The organism is Helicobacter bizzozeronii (genome assembly GCF_900196775.1).
Lineage (GTDB): Bacteria > Campylobacterota > Campylobacteria > Campylobacterales > Helicobacteraceae > Helicobacter > Helicobacter bizzozeronii.
This window is the reverse complement of record NZ_FZLB01000017.1, coordinates 23585-36617: the sequence shown is the minus strand read 5'-3', so window position 1 is coordinate 36617 and position 13033 is coordinate 23585. Positions and strand designations below refer to the sequence as shown.

General features: G+C 46.5%; 13 protein-coding genes. 10 read left to right on the top strand and 3 right to left on the bottom strand.

Going from position 1 to position 13033, the window contains the following annotated elements:
- Positions 1 to 919: 919 nt before the first annotated feature.
- Complete coding sequence (locus C5684_RS02635) at positions 920 to 1375, bottom strand: acyltransferase (protein WP_013890271.1); 456 nt, start codon at positions 1373 to 1375, stop codon at positions 920 to 922.
- 141 nt (positions 1376 to 1516) lie between these two features.
- Between C5684_RS02635 and C5684_RS02630 the strand changes: the two genes are divergently transcribed.
- The 9 genes from C5684_RS02630 to C5684_RS02590 are packed head-to-tail and all read left to right on the top strand — an operon-like array spanning position 1517 to position 11115.
- On the top strand, positions 1517 to 1891 hold the full coding sequence (locus C5684_RS02630; RefSeq protein WP_006017263.1) for a chemotaxis response regulator CheY: 375 nt from the start codon (positions 1517 to 1519) through the stop codon (positions 1889 to 1891).
- 23 nt (positions 1892 to 1914) lie between these two features.
- Entirely contained in the window at positions 1915 to 2832 is a 918-nt protein-coding gene (gene prmA / locus C5684_RS02625; RefSeq protein ID WP_104638445.1) for a 50S ribosomal protein L11 methyltransferase, read from the top strand.
- Between the two features lie 23 nt (positions 2833 to 2855).
- The gene (gene ftsH / locus C5684_RS02620) at positions 2856 to 4772 is read left to right on the top strand and encodes an ATP-dependent zinc metalloprotease FtsH (RefSeq protein WP_013890273.1); all 1917 of its coding nucleotides are present in this window, start codon (positions 2856 to 2858) and stop codon (positions 4770 to 4772) included.
- Between the two features lie 9 nt (positions 4773 to 4781).
- Positions 4782 to 5486: a CDP-diacylglycerol--serine O-phosphatidyltransferase gene (pssA, locus tag C5684_RS02615; RefSeq protein WP_013890274.1), complete on the top strand. Its 705-nt coding sequence runs from the start codon at positions 4782 to 4784 to the stop codon at positions 5484 to 5486.
- Positions 5483 to 7654, top strand: coding sequence for a heavy metal translocating P-type ATPase (locus C5684_RS02610; protein ID WP_104639331.1), 2172 nt, complete (start codon positions 5483 to 5485; stop codon positions 7652 to 7654). Before pssA ends, C5684_RS02610 begins: the two co-directional genes overlap by 4 nt.
- 1 nt (position 7655) lies before the next feature.
- Complete coding sequence (gene copP, locus C5684_RS02605) at positions 7656 to 7859, top strand: copper-binding metallochaperone CopP (protein ID WP_104639330.1); 204 nt, start codon at positions 7656 to 7658, stop codon at positions 7857 to 7859.
- A 3-nt stretch (positions 7860 to 7862) separates the two neighbouring features.
- Positions 7863 to 9506 carry an ABC transporter ATP-binding protein gene (locus C5684_RS02600; protein ID WP_104639335.1) on the top strand — a complete coding sequence of 548 codons (1644 nt, stop codon included), beginning with the start codon at positions 7863 to 7865 and terminating at the stop codon, positions 9504 to 9506.
- Positions 9507 to 9545: 39 nt separating this feature from the next.
- Positions 9546 to 10217 (top strand): hypothetical protein, encoded by a 672-nt coding sequence (locus C5684_RS02595; protein WP_104639329.1) that lies wholly within the window; start codon positions 9546 to 9548, stop codon positions 10215 to 10217.
- A complete protein-coding gene (locus C5684_RS02590) occupies positions 10207 to 11115 on the top strand; it encodes a PDC sensor domain-containing protein (RefSeq protein WP_006017250.1) in 909 nt (302 codons plus the stop codon). The genes C5684_RS02595 and C5684_RS02590 overlap by 11 nt, the downstream gene beginning before the upstream one ends.
- Here the strand turns inward: C5684_RS02590 and C5684_RS09280 are convergent.
- A complete protein-coding gene (locus tag C5684_RS09280; protein WP_013890280.1) occupies positions 11090 to 11287 on the bottom strand; it encodes a hypothetical protein in 198 nt (65 codons plus the stop codon). The genes C5684_RS02590 and C5684_RS09280 overlap by 26 nt on opposite strands.
- A gap of 373 nt (positions 11288 to 11660) precedes the next feature.
- On the opposite strand from C5684_RS09280, the gene C5684_RS02580 reads away from it, so the two are divergent.
- Entirely contained in the window at positions 11661 to 12026 is a 366-nt protein-coding gene (locus tag C5684_RS02580; RefSeq protein ID WP_006017246.1) for a hypothetical protein, read from the top strand.
- On the opposite strand, the gene selD is transcribed toward C5684_RS02580, so the two are convergent.
- The gene (gene selD / locus C5684_RS02575) at positions 12027 to 12986 is read right to left on the bottom strand and encodes a selenide, water dikinase SelD (protein ID WP_104639328.1); all 960 of its coding nucleotides are present in this window, start codon (positions 12984 to 12986) and stop codon (positions 12027 to 12029) included.
- Between the last annotated feature and the right edge of the window lie 47 nt (positions 12987 to 13033).

Genomic DNA, 13033 nt, shown 5'->3' with positions numbered 1-13033 from the left:
ATCTTAGACAGTAAGCATCAATCGCAAACAGACACACAGTGATTAAGTTATAACGATCATTCCAACATAGTTATCACTCATTATACTTTTGCATTTTTTTTTTCAAGCAGAAGACGGCATACGAGATCATGCCTAGTCTCGTGGGCTCGGAGATGTGTATAAAGAGACAGGTAGAGGGCAATGGGGTTAGGGGCGTTATCGTTGTAATAGAGGGTGTTTTGTGTGCCCATAATCAACATGTCGCGCACTTTAAAGGGGGAGAGCCAAGAGAGATAAATAGAGATGGGGGTTTGTTTGGGTGTGGGCAAGTAGAAATTTAAGCAGGTGCTGGTTGGGGTGGGGTGGTCTGGGTGGCTGGCTTGGTGGAGGGTGGGATTAGTGGCAACACAGAGGGCATTGGGGTAGAAAAAAGAGAGGATGCTAAGATCATGCAAGCCTAGATCGTAAAGAATATTGGTGTCCTCACGGCAAATACCCCCCAAACGGCGGGAGGTGATGCTAAGGACATCACCCAGCATGCCTAGATTTTTTTGAATCCAACGGATGGGTGCAGAATAGATGAAGGTTAGATCGCAATGCAGGATTTTTTGTTGTTGTTTGGCTAGGGCGTAGAGTTCTTTAGCTTGTGCTAGACATGCCCCCAAGGGCTTTTCTATAAAAACATGTTTGTTTGCCAAAAGGGCTTGTTTGGCTAGGGCGTAATGCGTATTTACGGGGGTGATGATCAACACAGCTTGGATTTTTGGATCGTCCAAAACTTGAGCAATAGAGGGTGTAACCTGCACGCCTTTAAAATCCCTTTGAGCTTCTTGCAAGCGATCCAAAGAGGTATCACAAATGCTTTTAAGGGTGAAACGCCCCAAATGGCGTGCGATTTTTTGCCCCCAATAGCCATACCCGATTAATCCAACGGCAATCATTAAAGTAGCCGCAAGAGTTTAGCTGGATTGCCCGCATAAATCCCACTCGTGGTGATGTCTTTAGTTACCACGCTCCCAGCCCCAATCACCACATGGCTACAAATTTGCACGGGTAAGATGGTCGCATTCGAGCCAATGCTGACATGATCGCCAATGCGGGTTTCTTTCCATGATTTAGGATCGGGGTTAGGGCAACCCTCTTTAAAAAGGTCATTGGTGAAGACCACCCCATGTCCGATAAAACAAAACGCCCCGATCTGCACGCGCGAACAAATAAAGGTGTGGCTTTGGATACGGCTATGCGCCCCCACCACCACGCCCTTTTGGATTTCACAAAAAGGACCCACAAAAACATGTTCTTTTAAATGACAGCCATAGAGATTACAGGGTTGGCACACCACCACGCTTTCATCTGCCAGCACATCTTTAAGGGGCGTATTTGGGATTAAATGCATCGTTTTCCTTACAAAAGCGTTATCATAACAGATTAAGCTTTTCGTGTGCTTTTAAGCCTCAGTTTAAAGATAGGCGCAAAGAAATATGCTAGAATAGGGGCTATGCTTGTGGTGGCAAAGCGAGCGATTTAAGGAGAAAGATTGAAAATATTAGTTGTAGATGATAGTTCCACAATGCGCCGAATCATTAGGAATACCCTCCAGCGTTTGGGCTATGAGGACATCATGGAAGCCGAGCACGGGGTGGAAGCTTGGGGGAAGTTGGATAGCAACGACACCACAGGGGTGCTCATCACGGATTGGAACATGCCCGAGATGAATGGGCTGGACTTGGTGAAAAAGGTGCGCTCCGATGGGCGTTTTAAAGACCTACCCATTATCATGATCACCACAGAGGGGGGCAAGGCGGAGGTGATCACCGCTTTGAAGGCTGGGGTCAATAACTACATCGTCAAACCCTTTACGCCACAAGTTTTAAAAGAGAAATTAGAGGTCGTCTTGGGGACCAATGACTAAGCGGGGTTTGGCGGATTAGAGGCGTGCAAACAGGTTTTTACTTCAAAACTCTCATTTTACCCACTGCCTATCCCGATTTATTTGCAGATTTTTTATTAGACTTTACGCAAGAAGCTATCGAGGAGGATTGCGTGTCTAATTTGGGCGATCACCCCTACCAATACACCGGTGGGAGCGGGCAAGCCCATGTTTTACCCCATGTTGCCTACATTGTCTATTCCAATCAAGAGCCTAGTGCCTTGCTCCAAAGCCTTGAGGGGTTTTGCCAGACCTTGGGCGATCAAGACTTGCCAGTTGGTTTTTACCACCATACCAGCACCCACCCCAATTTAGATTGGATCAGTGCCTACCAACAAAGTATCCAGCCCATCGCTTGTGGGCAATTTTACATCACGCCCAGTTGGATACCCCCGACAGACACACCCTTAAGGGTTTTGACCCTCGATCCTAGCCTTGCCTTTGGGACAGGGCACCATGAGAGTACGCGCATGCTCTTAGAGAGTTTTTCTAGCATGCCAGCCAAGACTTTTAAGGGTAAGTTAGCCCTAGATGTGGGTTGTGGGAGCGGGATCTTGGGTTTGGCATTAGCTAGTTTGGGGGCGTGCGTGCATTTGTGTGATATCGACCCTTTAGCCATTGAGGAGACCCAAAAGAATTTTGTGCGTAACCATCTTAACATCGGGCGTATTTGGCAAGGCTCTTTAGAGCAACAAGCAGTGTCCTATGATCTCATCGCCATCAACATTGTAGCCGATGTGATCCTAGGGCTCTACCCTTCTGTGTTGCAAGCCAGCCATGCAGATACATTGCTTTTTTTATCAGGCATCTTGGATTGCCATGCGCATGCTGTTTTGGAGCGTTATACGCAGGGTTTTGAGCTATTAGAACAAAAGATCGAAAATGAATGGGTGGGCTTGTCTTTGAGAGCTAAACCTAGCTGATGAAATCAATTTAAGGAACTTTTATGGAGAACAATAACAAAGGACCGGGCGATCCCAATTCTAAAAAACCGCTCTTGCAAAATCCCTTATTGCTGGTGATTTTGTTTATTGTGGTTGCTATCATCGCCATGCGCGTGATGAATAGCGATGAAGGCTTTGGCGATCGTTTCCTCTCTACCAGCACTAAGAACATTAGCTACCACGAGATGAAAGAACTCATTGAGAAAAAAGAAGTGGATAGCGTGAGTATTGGACAGACTCTCATCAAAGCCACCAGCAAAGAGGGCAATAGTAAAACTATCTATGTGGCTAAACGCGTGCCCGATCTCTCCTTAGTGCCCCTCTTGGACGCGCAAAAAATTAACTATTCGGGCTTTAGCGAATCCAATTTCTTCACCGATATTTTGGGCTGGCTCTTGCCCGTGTTGGTGATTTTGGGCTTGTGGATGTTCATGGCAAGTCGGATGCAAAAAAACATGGGCGGGGGGATTTTTGGCATGGGCAGTTCTAAAAAACTCATCAATGCCGAAAAACCCAAAGTCCGTTTCAATGACATGGCGGGCAATGAGGAGGCAAAGGAGGAGGTCGTAGAAATTGTGGATTTTCTCAAATACCCCGATCGTTATGCCTCTTTGGGAGCCAAAATCCCTAAGGGTGTTTTGTTAGTAGGTCCTCCTGGAACCGGTAAAACTCTGCTAGCTAAAGCCGTAGCGGGGGAAGCCAGCGTGCCCTTTTTCTCTATGGGGGGGAGTAGTTTTATTGAAATGTTTGTAGGACTTGGGGCTAGCCGTGTGCGTGATCTCTTTGATATTGCCAAAAAAGAAGCCCCCAGCATTATTTTTATTGATGAGATCGATGCGATTGGTAAGAGTAGAGCAGCCGGGGGGATGATTAGTGGCAATGATGAGAGGGAGCAGACACTAAACCAACTCTTAGCCGAAATGGATGGCTTTGGTTCAGAAAATGCCCCCGTAATTGTGCTGGCTGCCACCAACCGCCCCGAGATTTTAGACCCCGCACTGCTTAGACCCGGACGCTTCGATCGCCAAGTCTTGGTGGATAAACCCGATTTTAACGGACGGGTGGAGATTTTAAAAGTGCATATTAAGCCGGTGAAACTGGCTAATGATGTGGATTTGCAAGAGATCGCTAAGCTGACTGCCGGATTAGCTGGGGCGGATTTGGCTAATATCATCAATGAGGCCGCTTTGTTAGCCGGGCGCAACAACCAAAAAGAAGTCAAACAACAGCACTTAAAAGAGGCGGTCGAGCGGGGCATTGCCGGTCTAGAGAAAAAAAGTCGGCGTATTTCGCCCAAAGAGAAAAAGATTGTCGCCTACCATGAGAGCGGGCATGCCGTGATTTCTGAGATGACAAAGGGCTCCGCACGGGTCAATAAGGTTTCAATCATCCCTAGAGGGATGGCAGCTTTGGGCTACACGCTCAACACCCCAGAGGAAAATAAATACCTCATGCAAAAACACGAGCTCATCGCAGAAATTGATGTCTTGTTAGGCGGACGGGCGGCCGAAGAGGTATTTTTACAAGAGATTTCTACGGGAGCAAGCAATGATTTAGAGCGTGCGACCGACATCATCAAGGGCATGGTGAGCTACTATGGCATGAGCGATGTGAGCGGGTTGATGGTGCTTGAAAAACAGCGTAATTCCTTTTTAGGGGGGGGCTTTGGGAGCGGGCGCGAGTTTAGCGAAAAAATGGCTGAAGAGATGGATGGCTTTATTAAAAACTTGCTAGAGGAACGCTATAGCCATGTCAAACAGACCTTGAGCGACTATAAGGATGCCATTGAGGTGATGGTGGGCGAACTCTTTGAAAAAGAGGTCATCACGGGCGAACGGGTGCGCGAGATTATCAGCGAATACGAATCGGCAAATAATTTACAAACCCGTTTGGTGCCCCTAGAAGAACATGCGAGCTGATGTGCGCTAATGCCGATTAAGCCCCTCTATCTCTTCCCCAATCTCTTCACGGCGAGCAGTATTTTTTTGGGCATGATGAGTATTCTTTATGCCTCTAGGGGGAGCTTTGTGATAGCGTGTTGGCTGGTTGTGGGGAGTTTGGTATTAGATGGGCTAGATGGGCGTATTGCGCGCTTGACCAACACTACAAGCAAGTTTGGGCTAGAATTTGACTCGTTGGCTGATGTCGTGGCTTTTGGGGTCGCCCCGAGCCTTATCGCCTATTTTTATGCTGGGCATTTTTATGGGCGTTGGGGCATGGCAGCTTGTGCGCTCTTTGTGATCTTTGGGGCGATCCGCTTGGCGCGTTTCAATGTTACCACCCAAACCACCGATCCTTATTCCTTTATTGGTATCCCCATCCCCAGCGCGGCAGTGCTGGTGGTGCTAGGGGTGTTGATAGACACCAAATACGGCATTTTGAAAGAGGGTTGGGGGAAGTTTTTTTTAATCTATATTGTGTTTTTAGGTGTGATGATGGTGAGCAATATCCGCTACCCTAACTTTAAAAAAGTGCAATGGAATTTAAAGCTCTTTATCTTGCTTGTCTTTTTCTTGCTCTTGCTCTTTGTGCGCCCTTTAGAGGTCTTGGGGACTTTTATGTTCTGCTATCTCTTTTATGGGATCATCCGCTGGCTTGTTTTGATGGTAAAAATTATTTTTAAACACCGATGAAACGCGCACATTTTTATATTGAGGGCATGACTTGTAGTTCGTGTTCTAGTGGGATCGAGCGATCTTTGGGGCGTAAAAAGTTCATCCAAGAGATCGGGGTGGATTTGATCAGCAAAAAAGCCTCTGTGCTCTATGATGAGAATCAAGCCAGCCTAGAGGATATTTTCAAACAAATTGAAAAGCTAGGCTACACGCCCAAATCAAAGCTAGAAAAGTCCTCCCAAAGCACGCCTTTTTTAACGCCCAATAAAAAGTTAGTGGGCGCAATTCTTTTGAGTGTGGGCGTGCTCTGTTTGTCTATGTTAGCAGCATTTCTGCCCCTCCCGCAGATCTTGCAAAACCCTTTTTATAATGGGTTAGTGCAACTGATTCTAACTTTAGGGGTCATGCACATGGGGAGGGATTTTTATCTCAAGGGCTTTAGCACGCTGTTGGCGCGCCAGCCCAACATGGATAGCCTGATAGCCATAGGGACAACCAGTGCCCTACTCTATAGTTTGTTCTTACTCTTTAAAGCCTACCACCATGCACCTTTGGAGGGCTATTACTTTGAGAGTGTGTGCGTGATTGTGGTTTTTGTGATGGTGGGCAAGCGCATTGAAAACGCCTCAAAAGATAAAGCCCTACAGGCGATGCAAACTCTAATTAGTCACCAAAGCCCCACCGCCCTTAAAATGCAGGGGCAAGAGAGTGTAGAGGTCTTAATTGATGCGATTCAAGTGGGCGATGTGCTCAAAATTTTACCCGGTAGCTACATCCCCATAGATGGGATCATCACCGAGGGCGAGGGCGAGATTGATGAGTCCATGCTCACAGGGGAGAGCCTGCCTGTTTATAAAAATGTGGGCATGCCCGTTTTTTCGGGCACGCTCAACACCACCACTTCTTTTTTGATTCAAGCCACGCGCACCAACACCCAAAGCACCTTAAACAAGATTTTAGAGCTCATCAACAACGCACAAGGTTCTAAGGCACAGATTGCACGCCTAGCAGACAAAGTGGCGGGGGTTTTTGTGCCTGCTGTGATAGGGATTGCTGCTATAGCCTTTTTAGTGTGGCTAGCTTTGGGGGATTTTGCGCGCGCTTTAGAGGTGTTTATTAGCGTGTTGGTGATCTCTTGTCCTTGCGCATTGGGGCTAGCAACGCCGATGTCTATTTTAGTGGCTAATAAAGAGGCTAGCCTACTAGGACTCTTTTTTAAAGACGCCCAAGCCCTAGAAAAAGCGCGCAGCGTGAGCTGTGTGGTCTTTGATAAAACGGGCACGCTCACACTAGGGCAACCCATGGTTAAAGAAGTGATCGCCAAAGAGGGCTTAGACATCTCAGAATTGTTAGGCTTGTGTGCGAGTTTGGAGGCGCATAGCGAACATGTCATTGCTAAGGGCATTGTGGCTTATGCTAAGGATCAGGGCATCAGTTTGCAAGAGGCTAAAGAGGTCAAGGTGCAAATGGGTCTAGGCATTAGCGCGCTGGTGGGGGATCGCTTGATCTTAGTGGGGAGTTTGGAATATTTAGCTTTGCCCAACCCCTTTGAGAGCAAGATGGGCGGTATTCAGGTGTTTGTGGGCACGCCCCAAGAGATTTTAGGCGTGATCTTGCTAGAGGACACACTCAAAGAGGGGGTTAAAGAGCATATCAACCAGCTTAAAGCCATGGGCGTTAAAACCATGCTTTTAAGCGGGGATCATGCCCAAAATGTAGCGACTTTGGCCCAAGAGTTGGGCATGGATCACTACCAAGCGCAGGCAAAGCCACAGGACAAACTCCATGCCATCGAGCAGCTCAAGGCACAGGGGGAAGTGGTGATGATGGTAGGCGATGGGATGAATGATGCGCCCAGCCTAGCGCGCAGCGATGTCGCCTTAGTGATGGCTAAGGGGAGCGATGCGAGCTTAGAGGTGGCTGATGTGGTGAGCTTTAATAATGACATCCAATCGGTGATCGGTGCTATTAAATTGAGCACGCTCACCATCGCCAATATCAAGCAAAATTTATTTTGGGCTTTTTGCTATAATAGCGTGGCAATTCCGCTAGCCTGTGGGGTGGCCTTTAAACTGGGGGTCATGTTAAACCCCATGTTGGCAAGCTTGGCTATGAGTTTGAGCAGTGTGAGCGTGGTTCTCAACGCCCAACGGCTCAGGGGCGCGCATCTTAAAATTAGAGGATAACATGCAAGAGATTAGCATTAAAGTAGAGGGCATGACATGCCAGCATTGTGTGGATAAGATTGAGAAGTTTGTTGGGGAGCTTGAGGGGGTGAGCCAAATTGAGGTGAGTTTGGCAGATAAAGAAGTGAGGGTTGGCTACCATGCTCCAGCTAACCCAGAGGACATTAAAGAGGCGATTTTAGATGCGGGTTACGAATTAGGTTAATTGTTGAAAATTTTTTTAAAGCGTTTTTATCCCTATGTAAAAGGGCACTACAAGGCTTTTATTGTGGTGTTGCTCTCCTCTGTGGTGGTGGCAGCTAGCACGGCATGGGGGACCTATCTAGTCAAGCCGACTTTAGATGAAATTTTCATCAAAAAAGACACCCACATGCTCACCATTTTGCCCTTTTTGGTGGTTTTGGCGTATTTGGGTAAGAGTGGGGGGATTTATTTACAGACCTATTTTACCAACTATATCGGGTTAGACATTGTTAAGAAATTGCGTAACCACATGCTGCAACACCTGCTCCAAATGGAGTTGGGGTTTTTCAACCGCACCCAAAAGGGCGAACTCATCGCACGCATCACAAGCGATATTGCCTTAGTGCGTGCTAGTCTATCTAATTATCTAGCCGAGAGCATTAGAGAAGCCCTCACCATTATAGGCTTAATTGGCGTGGTGATCTATCAAAGCCCTAAATTAGCCCTTGTGGGGCTTGTGATCATGCCCTTAGCCGCCTTCCCTCTAAGCAAGATCATCAAAAAGGTCAAAAGACTCTCCAAAGCCAACCAAGAGAGCAATGCCAGCATGACGGCTAGATTGTCTGAGATTTTCCATAGTATTGAGGTGATCAAAACCTCTAATGGCGAAAACCTAGAACTGCAAGCCTTCAAAAAAGAAAACCAACGCTTTTTCCAAATCAGCCTCAATGGGATCAAATACGCTGAAATCTCCAGCCCGCTTATGGAGTTTTTAGGCTCTATTGCGATCGCTTTAGTGATTTATCTAGGTGGGTTAGAAGTCATTAAAGGGCATATTAGCGTGGGGGCGTTTTTCTCTTTCATCACCGCCCTTTTCATGCTTTACACGCCCATTAAACGCCTTGTGCGAATCGTTTCTAACTTCCAAGAAGCCCTAGTGGCTGGGGATAGGATTTATGAAATTTTGGAGCGTGTGCCCGCCATTCAAGATGGGCATCAAGAATTAAAAGAACCCATTGAACGCATTGTGTTTCAAGGGGTGAGTTTAGCGTATTTACCCAACCAATTTGCCTTGCAAAATATCAACCTTGATTTGCAAAAGGGGCAGATTGTCGCCTTCAAGGGCAAGAGCGGGAGTGGCAAAAGTTCGCTGGTCAATCTCGTTTTACGCCTCTATGAGCCCACAAGCGGACAGATCACGATCAACAACACCCCCTTACAAGATTTGCAACAAAAGAGCCTAAGGGCGCAAATTGGCATTGTAACCCAAAAGGTTTTTATCTTCAGCGGATCGGTGGCAGAAAATGTCGCCTATGGTTTGGAGATTGACACCAATAGGGTGACTAAATGCCTAGAACAAGCGCAGGCTTTGGAGTTTGTGGAACATTTGGGCGGTATAGAGAGCACTTTAGAGGAATTTGGCACCAATTTAAGCGGGGGGCAACGCCAAAGAATCGCCATTGCGCGTGCGCTGTATCGCGATGCGAGCGTGCTCATCTTTGATGAAGCCACCTCAGCTCTTGATCACGCCACCCAAGAGGGAATCAAGCAAACCATTTATGATCTCAGACATAACCGCCTCATCTTGATGATCTCGCATAACGAGTCCAGTTTGGAAATTGCTAGCCATATCTATGCCCTAGAGGAGGGGGTGCTCCAAACTTCTTAAGACTATGCTATAATAGGAGATTGTTGGATAGGAGAGTGCATGTGGTGGCGGGTTGTTTTATTGGGTGCGTTTTTGGTGGGCTGTAAAAACGATGTTTTTACCCTCCCGTATTTGAATTTCACCTATAAAAGTGCTCCTGTTAAAGACAAGCCCGATTTGGGTAACCTAGTGGTAGCACCCGCTCAAGTGGAGTTTTCGCGTGAGTTTCTCCCCAAATACTACCAAAAACGCTATACCAAAGGTCTCCAAGAGGGGATCGCTAAGGTTTTGGGCAATAGGGGCTATCAGGTAATTTTGCCCACTAAGAAAAACCCCAACAAAGACCCCAATGCCCTACAAGCCACGATCACCGGCTCGATTCATTTTGCTTTCCAAAACACCCCCTCTGATCTCAAAGCCATTAAGGCAATGCTAAAAGCCACCCATAATGACTATTTGGAACCAGCAAGGGTATTGCGCATGCTAGAGATTCAAGCGCATTTTAAGGTGTGTGAGGGGCCTATCTGCCAAATCATCGCCCAAACCATCTATGCGCCCATTTTAAAGGCTAATCCCATTGATAGCGATCCCAATGAGAGGGGCGGGCCTAATCAAAGTTATAATAACGCCATTATAGAGGGGCTCAATCGGCTTTATCAAAAGAGCTTAAAAGATTTAGAAAATCAGCTACAAAACCAGCTCCAACCTGTGAGGACCAACGATGTTATCTAAAGATATTGCCGAATATGCCAAAATTAAAAACGAGCTTTACGCCTATGTTTCCTATCTCTTGACCCAAAATATCAAAAACTACCTCAAAGAACCCACGCTTAAATATGTCCAAATCGCTATGGAACGCATCAAACAAGAGGTGCGGATTAAAGAGGATATTTTTATCTTGGACATGAATGGGAATTTAATTGATCGTGAGGGCAAGATCAAAAGCAGTTTTGCGGAAAACTCTTTAGAACGGGGCTATTTTTATGAGGCGGTGCAAGAAAAGCGTTGTATTTTGACCAATCCCTACCCCACACGCAATAACCGCGGACTAGTAGTAACGGCAGCCTATCCCATTTACAACAACCAAAACGAATTATTTTTTGTGGTGTGCATGCATATTCCCTTGCGTGTCGCGCTGTCATTAAGCTCTTCTTCTAAATACTACAATGTGTTTGCCGAGGGGAGCATAATCATGTATTTTGCCATCTCGGTTACACTGGGTCTAGTGTCTTTGTTGCTTTTTGTCAAGAGCATTTCAAGCCTGACCAATGCGCTAGCACACTTTGATAGTTTTGATGTTAAAGAAGTTTTCCACCCCATCGTTTTGCTCACCCTAGCCCTAGCCACGGTCGATCTAGTCAAAGCCATTTTTGAGGAAGAGGTGTTGGGCAAAAACAGCGGGGATAGCCACCACGCCATCCACCGCACGATGATCCGCTTTTTAGGTTCGATCATCATCGCCCTAGCCATTGAAGCCTTGATGTTGGTCTTCAAATTTAGCATCAGTGCCCCCAACAAGATCATCTATGCGATTTATTTGGCTAGCGGGGTGTCTGCCCTTTTGATTAGTCTAGCCATTTATGTTAAGTTTGCCTATGGGGCGGCTAACAACTCAAATAAGAAAAATTAAAACTACAGCCATTGACTCCAGCCATGCTCGCCCCCAAATCCACCATAAAACTTTGAGTCAAATCCCCCAATACTGCAAAGCCCACACTTTTAAGCCCACTAGCCAGCGTGATCAGTCCCCCAAATTGGAGGGGATCAAAGGGGCTAGGACTAAATAAAATACAGCCATGCAACCGGGCTTAAGCCCTTTGGCACGGGCAAAAAGAGAACATGGATGCTACGCCAATAGGCAATAGATAACGCTAAAAAGATAAAAATTAGGATATTTACATCCTTAAGAGGATTTTTAGGTTATTGTAGTCTATTAAATTATCAAAAGGTCTTAATTTTGAATATTCACCACTTTTGCAAAAGTTCTAAGGTGACATCATTTTCCCCATTCTACGCTTTTTGCAATATTTTTTAAGCAAAACCGGTGGGATACCCAAAATCAAATTTTCTCAAAATTTATTGAAACAGAAATGAGACTAATTTTTTCTTTATGTTTAAAAAAGCATTAAGTAATACTAATGTAGCATGTAGTAGTATCTTATGCGAAAGGACAAGATGAAACACAGCAAAGAAGTTTTAGACCCCAACCGAGAATTTGACAAATTAAAACAAGAATATTTGCGTCAAGAGATGGTTTATGCCACTTATCTTAAAGAGAGCAAACGCCATCTTTATGGTTGTAAGGATATTTTAACCCGCCACCAATTTTTTGTGGATCGTTGTCGGGCTTATAAACCCTTGAGTGAAGTGTATTTGCGTTTGCGTCACTTCTCCAAGAGGTGCAAGATCAGCATGCGCCCTATTCGCGAATCCTTTGAAAAGTTCCGCCGCACCCACAACAACACCCTAACATCTATCAAACGCTACGAAGCCAAACTCCAACGCATCAAAGAGGGCAAATCCCCCTCTGATTGGGCATAATTAGAAAAGTTTGATGGTATGCGTGTCTCTAGGCACGCATGAGCCAATAACCCTTGCGTGTAACCCCAAATCTTGTAGGCGTTGCACGGACTCCAATCCCTCTTTCTCTCCCAAAGCCACCAACAAGCCCCCCGAAGTTTGCGCATCGTAAAAGAGAATCTCGGGCAGTTTCGCATAGCTTTGCACTTGTGTTTGCAGAGCTTGTTTGTTTGCCTCGCTGCCCCCCGGATATATTCCTTGTTTTGCCAACTCTAAAGCCCCCTTGAAAAGCGGGACTTGTGCGGTGTCAATCTCAAAAGAGAGCGTGGGGATTAGCATTTCTGCCAAATGCCCGATGAGCCCAAAACCGGTTACATCCGTGCAGGCATGCACGCTAAAACCTTGCAAAACTTGCATGGCTTGTAGGTTTAAAGTTGCCATGCTACTTATGGCTTGGGGCGCACTCTCTAAGAGCTTGCGTTTTAAAGCGGTGGTAATGATCCCACTACCAAGAGGCTTAGTCAAAATCAGTTGATCGCCTATTTGCACGCCTTTTTTGCCCCACAAAGACCCCAGCACCGCCCCAGTAACACTGAGCCCGTATTTTTGTTCCACATCGCTCAAGCTATGCCCGCCCAACAAGGGACAGGCACACTCATTCAGTTTGTCTAGCGATCCTTGCATGATGGCACGCACACTCTCTAAACTGACATGTTCTTGATCCCAAGCCAAGATACTCAGCGCACTGATTGCGCGCGCTCCCTTAGCAAAAATATCGCTCAACGCATTCGCCGTAGCGATCTGCCCGTAAGTGTAAGCATCATCCACCACCGGGGGGATCACATCCACGCTTTGCACCAATAAAGATTCCCCAACATGCACCGCCCCGCAATCATCGTTGTCGCTAAAATCTAACACCACACCTTTTAAGCGGGGTTGGGCGAGCTTGGCTGTAATTTGTTTGAGGTCCTCCAGACCCACCTTAGCCGCTCAGCCCGCACAACGCACAAACTGGGTTAAATCTTGCC

Bases quoted from the DNA above. Each gene is read 5' to 3' on its own strand.
- C5684_RS02610 (WP_104639331.1), top strand. From the start codon at position 5,483: ATGAAACGCGCACATTTTTATATTGAGGGCATGACTTGTAGTTCGTGT.
- C5684_RS02590 (WP_006017250.1), top strand. From the start codon at position 10,207: ATGTTATCTAAAGATATTGCCGAATATGCCAAAATTAAAAACGAGCTT.
- ftsH (WP_013890273.1), top strand. From the start codon at position 2,856: ATGGAGAACAATAACAAAGGACCGGGCGATCCCAATTCTAAAAAACCG.
- copP (WP_104639330.1), top strand. From the start codon at position 7,656: ATGCAAGAGATTAGCATTAAAGTAGAGGGCATGACATGCCAGCATTGT.
- C5684_RS02580 (WP_006017246.1), top strand. From the start codon at position 11,661: ATGAAACACAGCAAAGAAGTTTTAGACCCCAACCGAGAATTTGACAAA.
- pssA (WP_013890274.1), top strand. From the start codon at position 4,782: ATGCCGATTAAGCCCCTCTATCTCTTCCCCAATCTCTTCACGGCGAGC.
- C5684_RS02595 (WP_104639329.1), top strand. From the start codon at position 9,546: ATGTGGTGGCGGGTTGTTTTATTGGGTGCGTTTTTGGTGGGCTGTAAA.
- C5684_RS02635 (WP_013890271.1), bottom strand. From the start codon at position 1,375: ATGCATTTAATCCCAAATACGCCCCTTAAAGATGTGCTGGCAGATGAA.